General features: G+C 46.1%; 21 protein-coding genes and 2 pseudogenes. 19 read left to right on the top strand and 4 right to left on the bottom strand.

Features of this window, described 5'->3' with window-relative positions:
* The first annotated feature begins 60 nt into the window (after positions 1-60).
* The gene (locus QUB64_RS08185; protein ID WP_333278553.1) at positions 61-1,548 is read left to right on the top strand and encodes a hypothetical protein; all 1,488 of its coding nucleotides are present in this window, start codon (positions 61-63) and stop codon (positions 1,546-1,548) included.
* Positions 1,549-1,838: 290 nt separating this feature from the next.
* Here the strand turns inward: QUB64_RS08185 and QUB64_RS08180 are convergent, their stop codons facing one another.
* The gene (locus QUB64_RS08180) at positions 1,839-3,059 is read right to left on the bottom strand and encodes a hypothetical protein (protein WP_333278551.1); all 1,221 of its coding nucleotides are present in this window, start codon (positions 3,057-3,059) and stop codon (positions 1,839-1,841) included.
* A gap of 600 nt (positions 3,060-3,659) precedes the next feature.
* On the opposite strand from QUB64_RS08180, the gene QUB64_RS08175 reads away from it, so the two are divergent.
* Positions 3,660-4,481 carry a SirB1 family protein gene (locus QUB64_RS08175; protein WP_333269237.1) on the top strand — a complete coding sequence of 274 codons (822 nt, stop codon included), beginning with the start codon at positions 3,660-3,662 and terminating at the stop codon, positions 4,479-4,481.
* A gap of 24 nt (positions 4,482-4,505) precedes the next feature.
* Here QUB64_RS08175 and QUB64_RS32930 read toward each other — a convergent pair whose 3' ends face one another.
* The 3 genes from QUB64_RS32930 to QUB64_RS32920 are packed head-to-tail and all read right to left on the bottom strand — an operon-like array spanning position 4,506 to position 5,098.
* Positions 4,506-4,652 (bottom strand): hypothetical protein, encoded by a 147-nt coding sequence (locus tag QUB64_RS32930; RefSeq protein ID WP_442921640.1) that lies wholly within the window; start codon positions 4,650-4,652, stop codon positions 4,506-4,508.
* On the bottom strand, positions 4,609-4,752 hold the full coding sequence (locus tag QUB64_RS32925; protein WP_442921638.1) for a zinc ribbon domain-containing protein: 144 nt from the start codon (positions 4,750-4,752) through the stop codon (positions 4,609-4,611). The genes QUB64_RS32930 and QUB64_RS32925 overlap by 44 nt, the downstream gene beginning before the upstream one ends.
* A complete protein-coding gene (locus QUB64_RS32920) occupies positions 4,694-5,098 on the bottom strand; it encodes an RNA-guided endonuclease InsQ/TnpB family protein (RefSeq protein ID WP_442921637.1) in 405 nt (134 codons plus the stop codon). The genes QUB64_RS32925 and QUB64_RS32920 overlap by 59 nt, the downstream gene beginning before the upstream one ends.
* Before the next feature lie 305 nt (positions 5,099-5,403).
* Between QUB64_RS32920 and QUB64_RS08165 the strand changes: the two are divergent.
* The 17 genes and pseudogenes from QUB64_RS08165 to QUB64_RS08090 all read left to right on the top strand — a co-directional run bounded on the left by QUB64_RS08165 (position 5,404) and on the right by QUB64_RS08090 (position 19,255).
* Positions 5,404-6,488: pseudogene (locus QUB64_RS08165) on the top strand (ISAs1 family transposase).
* A 644-nt stretch (positions 6,489-7,132) separates the two neighbouring features.
* Complete coding sequence (locus QUB64_RS08160; RefSeq protein WP_333269240.1) at positions 7,133-8,131, top strand: alpha-amylase family glycosyl hydrolase; 999 nt, start codon at positions 7,133-7,135, stop codon at positions 8,129-8,131.
* Positions 8,132-8,155: 24 nt separating this feature from the next.
* Positions 8,156-8,995: an alpha amylase C-terminal domain-containing protein gene (locus QUB64_RS08155; protein ID WP_333269236.1), complete on the top strand. Its 840-nt coding sequence runs from the start codon at positions 8,156-8,158 to the stop codon at positions 8,993-8,995.
* Positions 8,996-9,264: 269 nt separating this feature from the next.
* On the top strand, positions 9,265-10,224 hold the full coding sequence (locus QUB64_RS08150; protein ID WP_333269235.1) for a DnaJ C-terminal domain-containing protein: 960 nt from the start codon (positions 9,265-9,267) through the stop codon (positions 10,222-10,224).
* The gene (locus QUB64_RS08145; RefSeq protein WP_333269234.1) at positions 10,221-10,358 is read left to right on the top strand and encodes a hypothetical protein; all 138 of its coding nucleotides are present in this window, start codon (positions 10,221-10,223) and stop codon (positions 10,356-10,358) included. Before QUB64_RS08150 ends, QUB64_RS08145 begins: the two co-directional genes overlap by 4 nt.
* Before the next feature lie 6 nt (positions 10,359-10,364).
* On the top strand, positions 10,365-10,538 hold the full coding sequence (locus QUB64_RS08140) for a chaperone modulator CbpM (protein ID WP_333269233.1): 174 nt from the start codon (positions 10,365-10,367) through the stop codon (positions 10,536-10,538).
* A 166-nt stretch (positions 10,539-10,704) separates the two neighbouring features.
* Positions 10,705-10,821 (top strand): annotated as a pseudogene (locus QUB64_RS32915) (cation-transporting P-type ATPase); the annotation flags it as partial.
* Positions 10,822-10,869: 48 nt separating this feature from the next.
* Positions 10,870-11,109: a P-type ATPase gene (locus QUB64_RS08135; RefSeq protein WP_333269232.1), complete on the top strand. Its 240-nt coding sequence runs from the start codon at positions 10,870-10,872 to the stop codon at positions 11,107-11,109.
* On the top strand, positions 11,069-12,142 hold the full coding sequence (locus QUB64_RS08130; RefSeq protein ID WP_333269231.1) for an HAD-IC family P-type ATPase: 1,074 nt from the start codon (positions 11,069-11,071) through the stop codon (positions 12,140-12,142). Before QUB64_RS08135 ends, QUB64_RS08130 begins: the two co-directional genes overlap by 41 nt.
* Positions 12,054-13,208: a cation-translocating P-type ATPase gene (locus QUB64_RS08125; protein ID WP_333269230.1), complete on the top strand. Its 1,155-nt coding sequence runs from the start codon at positions 12,054-12,056 to the stop codon at positions 13,206-13,208. Before QUB64_RS08130 ends, QUB64_RS08125 begins: the two co-directional genes overlap by 89 nt.
* Before the next feature lie 492 nt (positions 13,209-13,700).
* On the top strand, positions 13,701-14,069 hold the full coding sequence (locus QUB64_RS08120; protein WP_333269229.1) for a hypothetical protein: 369 nt from the start codon (positions 13,701-13,703) through the stop codon (positions 14,067-14,069).
* 526 nt (positions 14,070-14,595) lie between these two features.
* Positions 14,596-14,736 (top strand): hypothetical protein, encoded by a 141-nt coding sequence (locus QUB64_RS08115; protein WP_333269228.1) that lies wholly within the window; start codon positions 14,596-14,598, stop codon positions 14,734-14,736.
* Positions 14,711-15,382 (top strand): glutathione S-transferase, encoded by a 672-nt coding sequence (locus tag QUB64_RS08110; protein ID WP_333269227.1) that lies wholly within the window; start codon positions 14,711-14,713, stop codon positions 15,380-15,382. Before QUB64_RS08115 ends, QUB64_RS08110 begins: the two co-directional genes overlap by 26 nt.
* Positions 15,383-15,655: 273 nt before the next feature.
* The gene (locus tag QUB64_RS08105) at positions 15,656-15,874 is read left to right on the top strand and encodes a DUF5335 family protein (RefSeq protein WP_333269226.1); all 219 of its coding nucleotides are present in this window, start codon (positions 15,656-15,658) and stop codon (positions 15,872-15,874) included.
* 109 nt (positions 15,875-15,983) lie between these two features.
* Positions 15,984-16,868: an NmrA family NAD(P)-binding protein gene (locus QUB64_RS08100; protein WP_333269225.1), complete on the top strand. Its 885-nt coding sequence runs from the start codon at positions 15,984-15,986 to the stop codon at positions 16,866-16,868.
* 94 nt (positions 16,869-16,962) lie between these two features.
* On the top strand, positions 16,963-17,946 hold the full coding sequence (locus QUB64_RS08095; RefSeq protein WP_333269224.1) for an aldo/keto reductase: 984 nt from the start codon (positions 16,963-16,965) through the stop codon (positions 17,944-17,946).
* A 262-nt stretch (positions 17,947-18,208) separates the two neighbouring features.
* Complete coding sequence (locus tag QUB64_RS08090) at positions 18,209-19,255, top strand: NAD(P)-dependent alcohol dehydrogenase (protein WP_333269223.1); 1,047 nt, start codon at positions 18,209-18,211, stop codon at positions 19,253-19,255.
* Positions 19,256-19,535: the final 280 nt, after the last annotated feature.

Here is a 19,535-nt window from a genome sequence, read left to right as displayed (position 1 = left end):
AACGGTTCGTAGTGTGGACTTAAGTCCGCATCTTTTGACCAATTACCCATTACCAAATATATGAGCCAAGTTACTACCAATTCTCATTCAGGAAAAAAGCCCAGTTCGATCGCAAATTGGCAAACCAAATTCACCACCCCTCAGATTCTGCGATGGGGATTGTACCTCGTGTGGGGAGTCAGCCTTGTAGCCTTGGGGACTGCCAATGAAGCAGTGAGAATGCAGCGCGATGCGATCGAAACGATCGGCAAAAACACCGCACCCAGCGTCTTAACTGCCCAGCGAATTAAAGATAGCATCGCCGATTTGGATGCCAATGCTGCTAACGAATTGCTCGTCAAACCGGGCGAGAATGCTGAAGCCACTAAAGCGTATCGGGAACGACAAGAAAAACTGTCTAAACTCTTAGCTTTGGCGGCGGAGAATATTACGGAGGGGGATACAGAACGCCAACAGATTCGCACGCTGATCCTATCGTTGGGGGACTACATGACGCAAATCGAACGGGCGCGATTGGCGAACGAAAGGGGCGATTCGCGATCGATGTTGGAGGCGTATCGCAAAGCAGCCAACATTTTGGACTCGATTTTACTGCCTGCTGCTGAACAATTACAAAAAGTTAACTTAGAGAGTCTGAATCGAGCCTACACCTCACAAAAAATGCGATCGAGTCGTCTCTTGTTCCTCGCAGTTATTGCCAACCTCTTGCCAATTGTCGGATTGGGACTATTGCAACTATTTCTGTACCACCGAATGCGCCGCAATCTCAACCCCTATTTGCTGGCAGCCAGCCTGTGCGCGATCGTCTTTTTGTTTTATATCACCAATGCACTAAATGCGGCTTCCTATCATCTGAAAGTGGCTAAGGAGGATGCCTTTAACTCGCTTTTGCCGTTGCGACAGGCTCGCGCTATTGCCTACAGTGCCAATGCCGATGAAAGTCGCTATTTACTCGATCGAGAATTTGCACCTCAACACGAACGCAACTTTATTGAGAAAACGGCGAAAATTGCCACAGTACCCGCTAATCTGAATTTTGAGTCCCTCGCTCAGGAATTCAAGCAATCTAACGCCAACAAAGTCGCGGGTTTTAAGGGATTATTTGCCGAAGAATTTGCCAATATTACTTTTAGTGGAGAGCGAGAAGCGGCAGTTAAAATGATATCCGCATTTGGGGTTTATATTGACATTGACAAACAGATTCGAGCGCTGGCAAATAGCGGCAAAAAAGCTGAAGCCATCGCACTGTGTACGGGGAACGCTCAAGGGCAATCTAATTGGGCATTCGATCGATTCCTCAAGGAACATCAGGATGTAAGCGACATTAATTTAGCTGCGTTTGCAGAGAATCTCGATCGAGGATTCCGAAGTGTGGGTTACGTACCCGATAAATCTCAGCAATCGAGCGATGATATTTTGCGGGTTGCTATGCTCGATCGAGCGTTTAAAAATACCTACCAAGTTGAGATATTGAGTCTTGGGTTAATTAGTGCGATCGCTATTTTAACCTTTTTAGGACTCAATCTGCGTTTGAAGGAATATTTGTGATTATCCAGTGAGTTGGTGCAATTGGGGCTTTTTTGTGGGGTGGGGGCGGGTTTATTTAAGCTGTCTGCTACCTTCGGTGGCTGTTGGCGAACCCGCCCCTACAGGATTGCGATCGGATATTTTATCTTGTGTTGATTGCCAAGATCCAATTAGGTAACAACAATGTATTGCCGATAAATTTGCGATCGCAATTACCAAAATTTGTAGGGGCGCGTGCCGGCTAATAATTCATGAAATAATCGACTGTATCTAGGCCGGCACCCGCCCTCTCTTAAGTCAACCGTATTGAGTTATATCAACTTACAAGAACGATTCAATACCTTTTCATACTCACTGACAAGCTGGATTGCTTGCTCTAACGGAGTGGGCCGAGTATATAATAACTGCTTGGCTTGTTGGGCGATTTGATTTAATTGTTCGTTTTCTGACATCCCTTTGGCTAATGCTTTAGCTTGCAGTGCATGGAGTCGTCCTCGCAATTCTTGACGCATTTCTAGTGCAGTTTGATGGTCTTTATAGGCTTGTTGTTGAGCTGATAAATACTCTTGTGTTCTGAGACGCCAATTCTGTAAACCAATCTTAACTGGTTGAAATATGCCTTCTTTGAACTTAATTTCTAGTCGGTCGATCCACTGATTTAAAGCTTCAATTTGTTCGTCTGTTAAAGGCTGCGATCGTGTTGCAGCTTCTGTTATTTTTTCCTGATACTCTGCAAAAATAGTTTGATGTTGCTGATTTAAATGAATTAAGTTTTGCAGAAGTTGATGCGCTTGAGATAATTCTTGTTTAACCGATGCTTTTTGCCGAGCGATTTCCTCTAAATACTGTCTAGAACGAATGATAATTGGTTCAATTTCTCGCTCGAACTCATCGCTGACACCTAAAGGGTCGCAGATAATGCGATCGCCAAAATCGAGCAAATTTTGCTGAGCAACTGCTAGTTCATTACTCGTGCGAACACCGAGAGAGTCAGCAAAAGTTTGGAGCGATCGCATTTCAGTTTGGGCTCGCGTCAGTTGTGCTGCTAAATGCGATTGTGCTGTCTCCACTTCGACAACCACATTTTTTCCGACTTGAAAAGCAGCAGTCATCACCTTCAGTAATTCCGCAGGTGTAATTGCATTTTGAGCTTGGGCGGCACTGAGTAAATCTCGCTGTGCTAGAGGAATTTGTTGTTCTGCAAGTTGAATCGAAGTTCCTGTTAAAAGATATTCAATTTCACGCAGTTGAGATTCAGCGGTGGAAGTCAAAAACTTAGGAACTTGCTTGCGGAGCATCACAGCCCGATCGATCGTGTTTACTAACAAATCAAAATTCTGAAATAGGTCATTCATCACACTGAGTGCGGGAACAACCTTTGCTCGTGTTTTGCCAGTTAGCTCGACATCAGACGGCATTGCAGTGAGTTGTTGATAAGTTGGCAATCCATGCAAATCAATCAGATTTTGACTGATGCGGGCGAGATTCTGTTTCCACTGAGCTAGCAGGCGATCGATTTGTTCTACATTCACGGTTGCAATTTCGATTATCTATATTTGTGCAGTATAGCGATCCTAAATCATTTGTGAACTTCTTCTTACTCCCTCCCCGAACTCGCTCTGAGGGTTGGGGTGGGGTAAAAAATCTACGACTCATTTAGAATTGCTATATATTACCATTTGATCAATTTAAAATCTAAATTAAAGTATTGTCTCTATCTAAATGAGTCCGGGTATATTCCCGAAGCTGAATTTCAGGGTAAAATAGGAGTTTCTACCATCTTCGATCGAACTCGCATTCGGGTGCATCTGGGTTTTGTAAAAAGCATTTTTTCTTTGAGTGCGAGCTGTCGCGAGCTCGCGTATTGTACAATATGCGAGCTCGCGACCGCTCGCACTATAATAATAATGTAAAACTGAGATGCTCCCGATCGAACTCGCATTCTGCCATTCATAGGTTATTCGCGGGATGTCTAAGCTGTTGCAGCATTTAAATTGTATATTTAGATGACTGTGGAGAATTCTATCTTCCTCTGCCCTTCTCCCTCTCTCCCTCTCAATCAGGATATACAATTTAAATAGGCGAGAGGCAATCTCGCACGATGTTTATTAAAAAATTAATCAATTATAAATATGGATTTGACGATCGCCCGACAACTCTTTTATCAAGAAATTAATCAGCCCGACGCTTCGATCGACCTGGCGAAAGCTGCGCTGTACATGGCTTTGGAAGAATACCCTAATTTTGAGCCTCTGGATTATCTCAACGCACTTGACACGATCGGCGATCGAGTGCGTTTGCGCCTCCCGCCACAGAATTATCCACTGCGGATCATTCAAACTATTAACCGCTATTTGTATGACGATTTGGAATTCTCCGGCAATAATGCTGATTATTACGACCCCCGCAATAGCTTTTTGAATCAAGTGATCGATCGCCGCACTGGCATTCCCATCTCTTTATCTTTGGTTTATTTGGAGGTTGCTAAGCGGATTGATTTTCCGATGGTGGGGATTGGGATGCCTGGGCATTTTTTGATTAGGCCGGATTTTGAGGATGCTGGGATTTTTGTGGATGCGTTTAATGGCGGCGAGATACTATTTCCTGAAGATTGTCAAGGGAGGCTTTCTCAAATTTACGGTCAACCTATGGAGTTGCAGCCGGCTTTTCTCGCACCGGTAAGTCCGCGGCAGTTGTTGGGGCGAATGCTGGGAAATCTGAAGGCGATTTACTTCCAACAGGGTGATGCTATGAGGTTTCTGGGGGCGATCGATCGGATTTTGCTGCTGTTTCCCGATGCGTTGGGCGAAAGGCGCGATCGCGGAATTCTCTACTATCAACTGGGCCGCTTGGCCGAGGCGCGCCACGACTTGGAACTATATCTGAGAAATGCTCCGAATGCTGAGGATGCTGCTAGAATTCGCCTCTTGCTCGAAAGGCTCGACCAGAAGTGACATCTCCTATACCAACTGAGTACATTATGGTGTAGGCTTCTCAGAGACTCCGGCTATCGCTTGGGACATTAACTGAGCTTTAAGAACGGGATGACCCACCGCTCTGTTTTTAATGTTAATCGTGGCATTATGGTCGCCGCCATTGGCTGCACCCACAATCAGGGCAGTCATGCCAACGAATATGCAACTTCTTTGGCACTTTCTCGCCACAATTAGAGCAATTCTGTGAGGTATTGTCGGCACTTACAGGAATTATCAACTTTCCCAGCATTTTCGGCTTTGAAAGCAAGTATTGACAGAAAGCTTGACCACCCAGCATCCAACAGAGACTTAGCCAACCGGGTACGAACAAGACCTTTAATATTTAGGTCTTCATGAGTAACCACGTCATATTTTGACAGCAAATAATTAGCTGTTTTGAAGTGAAAATTTTTCCTTTTGTCCGCTACTTTCTTGTGCTGACAAGCCAGTTGTTTTACCGCTTTTTGTCTACGTTTACTACCTTTTTTGCGACGTGATACTCGCTTCTGGATAACCTTTAAGCGTTTCTGAGCTTTACGGTAGTGTTGAGGTATACCAATAGTTTCACCTTCGGAAGTTGTCAAGAATTCATTCAAGCCAACATCAATACCAGTGATTTTGTCTGGATTAAAATCAGGTTTAATTTCAGGAACCGTTTTATCTTCTCAGGAAAGACTTAGATAAAAACCATCAGCTTTTTTAGTAACGGAAGCGGTTTTGATTTTGAACCCATCAGGTATTGAACCAGGGCGAACGCATCTAAACTTTATGTTAACATAAACTGGTATATTGGAGAAGAATTATTGAGTACCTACAAAACATTTAATTAGAGTTTACTATTATGAAACTCAAACCTAAAATTACCATTGTTGACCATTTTTTTGACTGAGAAGATCCAAGAATAGAGCGGACTTGCACATCATCAATTAATTGATATTATCACCCTCTCAATTTGTGCCGTGATTTACGGTGCTGATACATGGGTGGATATCGAAAGTTACGGGCGAGCTAAATACGAATGGTTAAATAAAATTTTAGAATTGCCGAATGGCATACCGACCCATGACACAATTGCGCGAGTATTTTATGGCCTAAAACCGGAGCAATTTCAGAATTTTTTTTGAGTTAGATTCAATCTATTAGTTGCTTCAAGGAGAGGAGAAGTAATCGCAATTGATGGCAAAACTCTTCGCCATTATTACGCTCGGGGAGGAGATAAAAAAGCAATTCATATGGTCAGTGCTTGGGCGACCAGTCAAAGATTAGTTTTAGGACAAGTTAAGGTTGATAAAAAGTCTAATTAGATCGCAGCTATTCCGGCTTTACTCAAAGTATTAGAATTAAATGGAAGCATTGTCACCAAGCCATGCCATGGGCTGTCAGAGGTCAATTGTGAAGTCAATTGTCGAACAAGGAGTAGATTACGCAATCATCTTAAAAAAGAACCAACCATCCCTGTATGCCAGAGTAGAAGAGTTGTTTAAACAAGCAATTAGACAAGGATTTTCGGGATTTACGCATACAGCTTATTCGACCAAGAAAGAGAGTAATCACGGTCCCTCAGAAATCCGACATCACTTAATGCTAAGTGATATCAAAGAGCTAATTGACCCCGACAATAAATGGGAGAAACTTCACCGTCGAGGTCTGATATAATCCGTGCGAATAGTGAAGGAAAAAACAACTATTGAAACTCGTTATTACATTAGTAGCTTACCAAATAATGCTCTCTCATCTTGGTGAATCAGTCCGCAGCCATTGGGGGATGAAAAATTCTTTATATTGGGTATTAGATGTAGGTTTCCGTGAAGATGATTGTCGGATTATAAAAGATAATGCTCCGCAAAACTTTGCTATCCTTAGACATATCTCGCTCAATCTTTTGAATCAAGAAAAAACCTCAAAAACCCAGCAAAAAATAAGCGAATTCTAGCTGGATGGGATGATGACTATTTGACTAAAATTCTCGCTGTTTCAGTTAACTAAATTCTCACAAAAAACTCATTGCTAACTATTATACAACTGGTAAACAGTGGTTGTAAGCTTTTTATTGTCTCAAAATGAGCAGCGAGCGTAAAAACCACCATTAATCAGTTCCTCTTTTGTCTAAAAATTCATTACAAAGCGTGTCTGTAGCTTCTAAGAATGGTGAATTTATCTCAAAATATACTCACCACTGATAAACAGTATTCAATAAGATGCGTTCCCCCTGTGTCCCTACCCGATTAATTGTAGGGAAACGGCATTGCCGTGTCCTCATTCTTGATTGCTGAGATAGAAATGGAGGAGACGGCAGTGCCGTGTCCCTACCCGATTAATTGTAGGGAAACGGCACTGCCGTGTCCTCATTCTTGATTGCTTAATCTATTCCTATTGATAGAGATGACACTTAAAAATTCGGAGTCAAATATCTGTCTATTGATTGATTTATTTACTGGGGATTCCGAGTGTAGTTGAGGTGGGCATATCAAAAATAAATTTAACCAGATAAAATTCAGAAAAAACTTATATCAAATCCGTTGGTGTCGAAATCATTCATCCCTCTTTTCTTTTGATCTGCGGTCTCTACGGTTCAATCATTCCGAAACAACCGTAGACGATAATATTTTATTACTGTGAGGATGCCTGTGATGTTGATTAGTCGATCGCATACTTCAACCAATCCGAACTCAACCGATCGATCGATACCTGCTCATCCGAGCCTTCATCTCGGTATGGGCGCAAATTTGTTTGACAGTGAGTGTTCGTTTCGAGTTTGGGCACCGAATGCGATCGCCGTTGCGGTTTGCATTTGGCGTGATGAACAAATGTCCCAAGTTTCACTCGCGCCAGAACCGAGTAATCCTAGCTATTGGTCAGTTGATCTTGCGGGCGTTGTGGCGAATCAATTCTATCAGTTCTTAATTGAAAACAAAGGTGGCGATGCCACAAATCCCGGCGGTACAGTTACTCGTGTGGATGCCTATGCACGGCAAGTCGAAAGTGCTGAAGATAACGCTAGAGGAATCGTCGTCGATTGGCAGCAAAAATGGTCTGAGTTTACTACGCCCAAATTTGAAAATCTAATTATCTATCAAGCTGATGTCGGCTCATTTGCCGGACTGCACGATCGCCTGAACATTCCAAATTATGCCACGTTTGCCGACTTTCATAGGAAGCTGGAATACATTCGAGAACTCGGATTTAACGCACTGCAATTATTGCCGATCGCACAAGTTGATGGCGTGGATAACGAAGGCTATGGAGCCACCAACCTGTTTGCACCTCATGATGGGTACGGGACTCCAGCAGAGCTGCGATCGCTCGTTGATGCTGCACGCGCTCGCGGTCTAGCCGTGATTTTTGATGTGGTGTATCATCATGCTTCAAGCAGTCACAATCATTACTGGGAATATGACGGTAATACGAATGATAGTGGCGGCATTTATTTTGAAGATCCGTTTCAATATGAACCAGCCCGTGATGAAGATGGTCGATCGTTTGCTCACTGGAAATCGGAAGTGCAAAACTTTCTACTTGACAACGCGCGGATGCTGTTGAATGAGTATCAGGGTGATGGTTTGCGGTTTGATATGGCGCACAATCTGACGTGGGAATGTACTCAGCATATTATTGCAGGAATACGATAAAATCCCTATTGGCAGGATAAGTATTTGATTGCAGAATGGACGGGAGATCAACAGAATTGCTGGGGTAAAGCGATCCGCGAATTAGGATTCAATGCGGTTTGGGGCATGGCAGATCCGTTCGCCTATCGTCGCGCCGCAAATGCAGAGAATGCGATCGATGAACTAAAGTCATTTATCGGCTGGATGGGATTCGATCGCCCCTGGAATTTAGTGCGCTATTTGCTCGGTTCACACGATCGAATTGCTGATGGTAATAGCGGCAATCAACGTCAGAATCGCTATTTTGTTGAGCTATTTGGAGGGCGAGATAACTGGTATGCGCGATCGAAAGCGCGACTCGGTTGGGCATTAAATGTGGCGATTCCCGGCACGCCGATGCTGTTTATGGGCTCGGAATGTCATCACTGGGGTTATTGGTGGCCCAACCCCGATCGCAATCCAGCGACTTCAGAACATCGATTTGATTGGGAAATTGCCGGAGATGCGATCGGTATCCCAATGCGAAATCTGGTGAGAGATGTCAATTGGGTACGCTGGAACAATCCGGCTTTACGCAGTTCTACTTTACAATTCATCCATGAAGATCGCGCGAATACGGTCTTAGCTTTCAAACGCTGGCATGAGTCCGGCAATATCGTTGTGGTGGTTGTGAATTTGAGCGATCGTCAATGGCAAGAACATAATTATGGCATTCATATGGGTACAGAAACGGGTCGGTGGGAAGAATTTTTTAATTTTCAAGCACCTCAGTATGATGGTTGGAATGATTCGGGAAATTATGGGTACGATTTACGAGTTCAGGAAGATGGAAAACTCTACATTAATCTCCCCAAATGGTCGGTTTTGATGTTCAGAAAGGAATAGACTGAAGCTTTATGATTCGGCAGTTGAAACCGCTTCTACACAAACTTTCGTCCGCCTCCGCGGACTAAGAAGGGTATTTAAATTTGATTGGGAACTAGATATATCATCAAAATTATTCGTCTCCCTCTTCTCTTCCTCTGCGTTCTCTGCGCTCTGGAGCGGTTAAAAAATCCGATCCCACCAAAATTAAGATCACAAAATAACATTCCCTTTTCTCGCCAATGATTTAACTTCCCAACTAAAAATATACCAAATTCAAAAGGTCAAAAATGCCAACGGCAACGGATTTTAAAGACTATTACACCATCCTAGGAGTCAGCAAAACAGCAACTCCTGAAGAAATCAAACGCGCTGACCGCAAACTTGCTCGAAAATATCATCCCGATCTAAATCCTGGAGATCAAGACGCAGAGGCAAAATTCAAAGACCTCAATGAAGCAAATGAGGTGCTTTCCGATTCCGAGAAACGGCCGAAATACGATCGATTTGGCGAACATTGGAACCAGCCTGCTTACAGTGAAGCGCCACCATCCAGAGGAACTAATCCTGGGACGGTTGACTTCGATCAGTACGCCGATTTTGATTCATTAATCAAGGATTTGTTAGGTCGATCGCGCAACGGATCGCAACCTAGAACCAACGCAACCAGCGGCTTCGATGATTTTGGTGGCTCCTTTCGATCGCAAGCGCCCGCACCGGATAGCGAAGCTGCGATCGCCCTGACATTTTCCGAAGCGTTTCACGGTGTCCAGAAACGGCTGCAATTCGACGATGAAACCATCAACGTTCGCATTCCCGCAGGCGCCAAACCAGGTAGTCGCATTCGCCTCAAGGGTAAAGGCGGCGCTAGCCCGTTTTCTCAACAGCGTGGCGATTTGTATCTAACGATCGAGCTATTAACCCATCCCTTCTTCCGATTCGAGGGTGACGATCTCGTTTGTGATGTGCCAATTCGCCCGGATGAAGCAGTTTTAGGGGCCGAAATCAGCGTGCCCACACCGGATGGTAGCGTGACGATGAAAGTGCCTAAAGGAGTGCGCTCGGGACAATCCCTCAGACTGCGCGACAAAGGCTGGACATTGCAAAAAGGGGGACGCGGCGATCTACTCGCCAAACTCCCGATTGTCACGCCGAAAGACTTAAGTGCGATCGAGCAAGAATGCTACGAAAAAATCCAAGCCAATACCAACTTTAACCCCCGCGCCCAGTTAGAGGAGATTAAATTATGAGCTTCAGCCTTTCAACAACAGTGGTTTCACTCGAAGGCGAGCAACTTTACACCTTTGAATATGCCGCATTTGTGACGGAAACTTCGATCGCACTTGTACAAGTTTATGTTGAGTTAGGGGTAATCGAGGCGTAAGGCTCAATGCTGCATCAGCGCGAGATTGCTCGAATTGCTCAGATTCAGCGCTGGCGTCAAGACTTGGGCTTGAACTTAGTTGGAGCCGCAATGGTGCTCGATATGGCGGCTGAAATTGCTCAATTACGGGCACAGCTTAAGGCGCATCAGGCTCATCGATCGTCAAGTCTGGAGTTTTAGTCGCTCCTGAGATAGACCAATTATTCCCCAAAGAGTCAGAATCAATACCACTAAATTTGGCATTTAACATCAAGTCGGATCGATCTATTTTTGATATTTCATAGGAAAAAGAAATATGCTTTCAACCTTCGATCTCAATACGGTGGCTGGCTGATCTGAACAAAACGCGATCGCCCGACTCAAAGACGACGGCTACAATGAACTCCCCTCGGCTGAGTCGCGCAATCTGTTATCGATCGCCTGGAACAGCATTCAAGATCCAATCTTTCTATTACTCGTCGGCGGTGGTATCATTTATTGGATTTTAGGCGACTTACAAGAAGCCTTGATTTTGCTAGGTTTCGTCTTTTTAATCACCGGAATTAGTCTCTACCAAGAAGGCAAAACCGAACACGCCCTAGAAGCCTTGCGCGATCTTTCCAGCCCTCGCGCCTTGGTGATTCGGGATGGGGAGCGAAAACGGATTGCGGGGCGAGAAGTGGTTCGGGGCGATTTCTTAGTGCTCGCGGAGGGCGATCGCGTGTCTGCGGATGCGATCGTCCTCCGCGAGCTCAAATCTGTCAACCGATGAGTCGTTATTAACCGGAGAATCCCTACCTGTTCGCAAAGTTACCGCTGTAGGTAACGTGGAGATAGCGCGTCCGGGGGGTGATGAATTGCCGTTTGTGTATTCTGGCACATTGGTGGTTCAGGGACAGGGAATTGCTCAAGTTAAGGCGATCGGCGCTCAAACAGAAATGGGCAAGATTGGCAAAGCTTTGCAGAAAATTAAGCCAGAAACGACGCCTTTGCAACTGGAAATGACGCGATTGGTGAGCAGCTTGTTTGGCATTGCTTTATCGCTTTGTGTCGCAATTGTCGTAATTTATGGATTTACAACAGGAGATTGGCTCAAAGGAGTTCTCGCCGGCATTACCTTAGCCATGGCAATTTTGCCGAATGAATTTCCGGTTGTGGTGACAATCTTCTTAGCCTTGGGAGCTTGGCGGATTTCTCAGAATCATGTCTTAGCTCGCCGCGCCTCAGCCGTTGAAACCGTAGGTTCCGCAACTGTTTTGTGCGTGGATAAAACGGGGACATTGACTCAGAATCTGATGGCTGTGCAGCAGTTGTTAGCCTACAACCAGGCAGAAAACCCTCAGCCTTACGATTTGGGATTGCATTCATCAGAGGCACTCCCAGAAGCAGTTCATCAATTAGTCGAATTCTGTATTTTGGCAAGCCAAAGAGATCCGTTCGATCCAATGGAAAAAGCTTTTAAGCAATTGGGCGATCGCTATTTGGCGCATACCGAACATTTGCACAGCGATTGGAAACTGTTACGAGAATATCCGCTATCACCGCATCTGTTGGCAATGTCTCACGTTTGGGAATCAGCCGATCGCAAATTGTATGAAGTTGCGGCAAAAGGATCACCAGAGGCGATCGCGGATCTCTGCCATTTCACGCCCAAACAGCAGCAAATCATGGCAGCGCAAGTCAGTCTAATGGCAAGTCAAGGATTGCGGGTATTAGGTGTTGCTAAAGCATCGCTTGTTGGTGCCGCCATTTTTGCCGCCTCATCCGTCGCTCAATCCTCATCATTTGCCCGAAAAACAACATGACTTTCCGTTTGAATTTATCGGATTAGTGGGACTGTCCGATCCAGTGCGTCCAACCGTTAAGGCGGCGATTCAAGAATGTCATACCGCTGGGATTCGAGTCGTGATGATTACAGGTGATTATCCAGAAACTGCTCAAACCATTGCTCGTCAAGTGGGATTGATGCAAATGGGAGCCGTTGTCACCGGAGCAGAATTAGATGGCATGAGCGATGCTGAATTAGAGCAGCGGATTCAAAGTACAAATATTTTTGCACGAGCCGTTCCCGAACACAAGTTGCGGTTAGTTAATGCTTTGAAATCCCAGGGCGAAGTCGTGGCGATGACGGGAGATGGTGTGAATGATGCTCCGGCTCTCAAAGCTGCTCAAATCGGGATTGCGATGGGAGAGCGAGGTACGGATGTGGCTCGTGAATCTGCGGCGTTAGTGTTATTAGATGATGATTTTTCGTCGCTCGTCCAAGCAGTCAAACTGGGGCGCAGAATTTTTGACAATCTCCGCAAAGCCATGTCATATTTGATTGCAATTCACATTCCGATCGCCGGAATGTCTTTGATTCCAGTATTGTTTAAGTTACCGTTAGTATTGCTTCCGGTTCATGTGGCATTTTTACATTTAATTATCGCTCCAGCTTGCTCGATCGTCTTAGAAGCCGAACCCGCAGAAGCAACGGTGATGCAGCGCCCTCCCCGCAACCCCAAAGAACCTTTATTTGGCAAGAAAACGCTCTCGTTGGCTGTGTTGCAAGGATGCGGAATTTTGGCGATCGTGCTGGCGATTTTTGCGATCGCCCTGTATCGCAGACAAGGCGAATTTGAAGCCCGGGCGTTAACGTTTACGACGTTGATTTTAGCAAATTTAGGACTAATTTTGAGCGAAGGTTCGACCTCGCGCCTGGGCTTGAAAATACTTAAATCCCCAAATCCTGCCCTGTGGTGGGTGCTTGGTGGGGGACTGTTGTTCCTCGGGCTGGTGCTGTATGTGCCGTTTTTGCGTCATTTGTTCAGCTTTTCTCTGCTGCGTGCGATCGATCGATCTAGCAATTTGTTTGGGCGGTGGATTGATTAGCTTAATCTGGTTTGAACTATTAAAGCAAACTACAAAAATCAGGCCATAGCCAGAGACTGAATAATATTAGTTATAGCAGCAAAAGTTGCTGACGGTAAAAATAGTGATATAAGCTGTTGTACATTTAAATTGTATGTCAAAAAACAATTCCCCAATGAGTGGGGTGGGCGTCCCGCCCGCCCTGAATATACAATTTAAATGCGATCCCGCGTCGCTCTACAATCTGCGGTAAAGCCAACCGTTCTGATGCGCCAAAACGCCTCACCAGAGCGATAAATCAGCGATATATTTATTTTACTAAAACCTCAGATTTCCTTCACAATTTAAAGCTAATCTTAAAAAGAATAACTCAGCAGCATCAAATCATTAAAGAGTTATTTTAGTCTTTCACCAGTAGATGAGGTCACTTACAACAAAGACTTTTGTGGCCAGATGGCAATTTAATAACACTATCGACAAGTCCCATAAACTCAACATACAAGAGAAATCACCATGAGTACGACAATTGACAACTTCACAAAGCAACTCCACGACAATTTAGAAGCGATTGAAGACCGGGCAAAATCCCTGAAGAAAAGCGTTCGCTCTGCAACGAAAAATACTGAAGCTGAGCTGCAATCGAAAATCGACAAAATCAAGACAAATCTAGATGCTAAAAAACAAGAATTTGATGAGTATCGGGCCAAGCTCCAAACTCAATTCGAGGAAAAAGAATCTGAGGTGAAGTCGAACGTCGAGGAATGGAAATCGAGTCGCGAAGTCAAGAAACTCGAACATCGGGCGGATCAAGCTGAGGACTATGCGAATACAGCGATTTTATTCGCAATGGCGACGATGGAAGAAGCCAAGCAGCTACTTTGAAAGCGATTTGCACCAGATTAGATGCAACAACTGCTGCGGGAACTACGCAGAAGTAAGACACGCTTAAACTAAGCAACGGAGGAAACGGCAATGACGGTCTACTCTTTGACTATTAGGTCTAGATCCCCCCGAATTCTTGCCCCCTACTCCCCCTGGTGGGAGGGGGGGACAGGAATCTTCTCAAAGTCCCCCTCCCACCAGGGGGATGCGCGGGGGATCTAGACTATGGTGAAAACGAGATTTTTCAAGGGTTTTAGCCTGGTTGTTGACACCATGGGCACTGCCTTGTCCTTACTTTTGCTTTTCAAATATGCCAGATTTTACCTAATATAGGATAGATGCTTGCGAGCGGAATAATGCCAATTGTTCCGCTATTTTAGTTTGATGTGATATCTCGTTGAAACAATCAAAAGGCATAGAGGTTTTGGGAAAAATTATATATATTTTAGATCAAAAGGTAGAGATTATAATTGGCAATCTTTGTTAAAGTTCAGGTGACGCTGAAACAAACCAAAGTTGAGATCCAATGCAAGCTCGATCGGGTGAAATTGAGCGTCAAAAAATAGATAATAAATCAAAAATCACAATTTTTGTCCCTGGTGCGATCGCCAACCCTAACCGTCCTGCAACTATTGAAGCTCATGATTATCGTCCACCACTTGAATAATTCTCGTTCCCAGCGCATATTGTGGCTGCTAGAGGAACTTGGACTGGAGTATGACATCAAGTATTACGAGCGTGACCCCGAAACCCTACTAGCGCCAGCATCTCTGCGTCAGATACATCCACTCGGTAAATCGCCTGTTATAACGGACGGGGCGCTAAGGGAGGCGGAGTCTGGAGCCATCATTGAGTATTTGGTTGATAAATATGGTACGGGAAGGTTTGCCCCTCCACCCAATACACCCGATCGGTTGCGATATACTTACTGGCTGCATTATGCCGAAGGTTCAGCTATGCCGCCGCTGCTATTGAAGTTGATCTTCGATCGCATAGAGCAGCAGCCCATGCCGTTTTTTCTCAAACCGATCGCGCGATCGATCGCAAGTGGTACCAAAACTTCGTTCATCGAACCTCAAATCACGCAGCATCTTGATTACCTAGAAGCAGAGCTGGGAAAAAGCTTGTGGTTTGTGGGAAATGAATTCACCGCAGCCGATATTCAGATTAGTTTTCCGATCGAGTTAGCAGTGGTGCGAGGAGGTTTAAATGCCAGCAGACCAAAGTTGATGGACTTCCTCGATCGCATTCACACCCGCCCAGCTTATCAACGGGCATTAGAACGAGGCGGCGCGTACAAAGTTGCGAGTTAACTTGACAGGGTTGGCAATTTCCACCCTAAAGTCGTCTTCCGTTTAATTCCACTTTTGTACTTAGTAACTATTTCATGGCTCGGCTGCTTTTTACTAGCTTTTCACAAACAATCACCATGGTGAATAAAATGGAAATGACCAACAAGATTGACATCAACAAATCTGTGCCCCGCGAGCGATGGGGTGAATTTTTAGATCAGTTTACCGATGGCAATCGCGGACGGCATATTTCGATCGAAATCATCGATTCAGAAGCCGGTGATGCAGAATTGATTGATTCACGAGGCACCTTTAATGGCGATGATTTACGATCGCCCTGGCAAAGGAGATGATTTAGTGATTGAAGTGGGTAAAGATCAGGTGACATACGCTCACACCATCGATTCACCCACTGAAGTTTTAACCGGACAAAACTCAAACGGTGTGGTGATAGCCCTTCGGATTAGTGACGCTGCTGGGACACAAACCTCGATCGAGCTACAAGCTAATTGAGCTGGTTGAATCGTGCTGAATTCGGCTTAAACAGGATTGAATGTTCGATCCGTCCGACACGTCAAGAACTTTAGAGTCATAGAAGATTATGAAAGAAGGATGAAACCTGATGAATCATACAAAACCCGTTGTTCTCATTCTGGGTGCGACCGGTAGAACTGGATCTCATCTCGTCAAGCTTCTAGAGCCGGAATCCGATCGCCTCGAATTGCGTGTTGCCGTTCGTAAACCCGAACAGGCAGAACAGTTCTCGAAACGAGGCATTGCAACCGTGCATCTTGACCTAGATGACCTCGCGACTTACGAAACGTCACTTCAGGGCGTTCAACGCCTATTTATGGTCACTGGCTACACCGTTGATATGCTGAATCAGGGTAAGAATCTGACGGATGCTGCCAAAGCTGCGGGGGTTGAATACATCGTCCATGTTGGCACCTTTCATCAACCGAGTCGCCCTCAGTCTAAATTGATTCGTCACTACATTTGGCATCAACTGATTGAGACCTATATCGAAGCTAGTGGTATCGCTTGGACTCACCTGCATCCAAATGCCTTCATGCAAAACTTCTTTGGTGCGGTGAAGGATGGAAAACTGCAAATGTTCTTTGGAGAGGAACGAGTGGGGCTAATCGATTGTTTCGATCTGGCGCGTGTGGCAGCAGCAGCCTTGCGTGAACCAACCAAACACGCCGGACAACGCTACTTCCTAAGTGTCGAAGCCCTGACCATGCCCGAAGCCGCACAAATTCTGTCACAAGAATTGAGTCAAGCGATCGCCGAAGAACCCCTGCCAGCATCCGACTTACGCACACTCCCGATCGGTCAAACGATGGAAACGGCATATTTTGAGTGCATTGTGCGACAGATGGAACTGCTGCAAGCCGGACAACTGCCTGACTTTGCCGATACCTACGACAATATCCGCCAAATCATTGGCGAACCACCGATCTTGTTCCGTGAATTCGTGCGTCAAAATCTCGTGGAGTTCAAGTGAGGATCTGTGTAGCCTTGCTTATTTAAGGAATTTCATAGTGAATAAAAACGATCGTTCGTCCGACACTTCAGTAATTTTAGAATCAAAGAACATCATGAAACAGCGAAAACTGGGGAATCAAGGATTAATCGTCTCGGAACTAGGACTCGGCTGCATGGGGATGTCCGAATTCTACGGGACAACCGATGAATCAGAATCGATCGCCACGATTCACCGCGCCTTAGAGTTAGGCGTGACTTTCCTCGACACGGCTGATATGTACGGTGTCGGTCACAATGAAGAATTAGTCGGTAAAGCGATTAAAGGGCATCGCGATCGAGTGATTATCGCCACCAAGTTCGGCAACGTGCGCGGTAGCGACGGCAGCTTTGGGGGCGTCAACGGCAAACCCGAATACGTGCGATCTTGTTGCGATGCCAGTCTCAAGCGTCTGGGTGTAGAGACGATCGACCTTTACTACCAGCACCGAGTCGATCCCAATACTCCGATCGAAGAAACCGTCGGCGCAATGGCGCAGCTCGTCCAAGCCGGAAAAGTCCGCTACCTCGGCCTTTCCGAAGCCGCCACCAACACCATCCGCCGCGCTCATGCAATGCATCCGATTTCCGCACTTCAGACGGAATATTCGCTGTGGAGCCGCGAGCCCGAAACCGAGATTTTGCCTACCTGTCGAGAGTTAGGGATTGGCTTTGTGCCTTACAGCCCTCTGGGGCGCGGTTTTCTCACGGGCAAAATCAAGAGCCTCGACACGCTATCTGAAGGAGATTATCGATCGCAACGCTATCCTCGCTTTCAAGGCGACAATTTCCAGCAAAATCTGGATCTCGTCGAGAAGATCGAGCAAATGGCCGCGGCTAAGGGCATCAAAGCCGGACAGTTGGCGCTGGCGTGGGTTTTAGCCCAGGGCGAAGACATCGTGCCGATTCCAGGCACCAAACGCCGCACCTATCTCGAAGAAAACATTGCCGCCGCCGATGTGACGCTGACTCCAGCAGAACTAGACGAGCTCGGGAAAGCGCTGCCCTTAGGAGTTGCAGTGGGCGATCGCTACCCCGACATGAGCACCGTCAATCGTTAGGATTTGGCGAACTAGCCTTGATGGGAGGGTCGGCACGGCGGGGCACGACCCCTACAACTGAAACAGAAGATCCCATTTGTAGGGGCGGTGCCCCGCCGTGCCCGCCCTCGGTTAGCAGGAATTGCCGCGGGCGATCGTTACCCCGACATGAGCACCGTCAATCGTTAGGATTTGGCGCCAGCAATTGCATTGCAGTCAAATTAGCAGGTGCGCACTTGACTGCTAAATTTTAAATAAATAAAAACAATCACGATCGCAATCCATGAAAACAAACGCCTACGCCGCCCAAAACGCCACGACTCCACTCGCACCTTTCAACTTTCAACGCCGCGATGTCGGCGATCGCGATGTCCAGATCGAAATTCTCTATTGTGGCGTGTGTCACTCCGACTTGCACATCGCCCGCAACGAATGGCAAAACACCACATACCCTTGCGTGCCCGGCCACGAAATCGTGGGACGGGTTGTAAAAGTTGGCGCGCACGTCCAAAAATTTAAGGAAGGCGACACCGCAGGAGTCGGTTGCATGGTCGATTCCTGCCGCACTTGTGCTAACTGCGAGGAAGACTTGGAACAGTTCTGTGACAACACGACTTTCACATACAACTCCCCGGACAAACACGTTGGCGGCATGACTTTCGGGGGATACTCCGACAGCATAGTCGTAGATGAAGCCTTTGTGCTGCAAGTGCCGCAGAATTTGAATCTCGCCGGCGTCGCCCCGCTGCTTTGCGCTGGAATCACCACTTATTCACCATTGCACCGCAACAATGTTACCAAAGGTCAAAAAGTTGGTGTTGTGGGACTCGGTGGACTGGGACACATGGGGGTGAAATTGGCGAAGGCTTTGGGCGCCCATGTCGTCGTATTCACCACCTCGTCGAACAAAGTTGAAGATGCCCTGCGGCTGGGAGCAGATGAAGTCGTCAATTCCAAGAATCCAGACGAGATGAAAAAACACCTAAATAGTTTCCATTTCATTCTCGACACTGTATCGGCGCAACACGACATCAACGCCTACCTCGTTCTATTAAAACGCGATGGCCACCTCACCCAAGTCGGGGTACCGGCCGAACCGCTTTCTCTTAATGTCAGTACCTTGATTTTTGGCCGGCGCAGTCTCAGCGGCTCCCTGATTGGCGGCATCAAAGAAACTCAGGAAATGCTGGATTTCTGTGGCAAGCATAACATCACTGCGGATATCGAACTCATCCCGATTCAGAACATCAATCAAGCTTACGATCGCCTGGTAAAGAGCGACGTGAAATATCGCTTCGTGATTGATATGGCATCGTTGCAACAGGCTTGATTTATGTTCCGGCTCTGATAAGGTAGCAATTTTAAACAGCGGGCAATTGACAATTGACAATTGACAATTGTTCGATGGCGGGTTTAACTCCCTCACTTCATTCATGTGGCCTGGGGGAGTGGGGTTTAATTATCAAGTCCGGTCGCTCGACCGCAATCAGAAAGGTTTGTAGTGTGGACTTTAGTCCGCAACAAAGAGCGGACTAAAGTCCACACTACGAACTGTTTTTGTTATAGTAATCGACCGGACATGATATAAATCCCCATAGAAAAACCTCACG

This window comes from Microcoleus sp. Aus8_D2 (assembly GCF_036702665.1).
Lineage (GTDB): Bacteria > Cyanobacteriota > Cyanobacteriia > Cyanobacteriales > Microcoleaceae > Microcoleus.
Note: the sequence above shows the minus strand (reverse complement) of the source record. Positions and strands in the feature narration are given on the sequence as shown.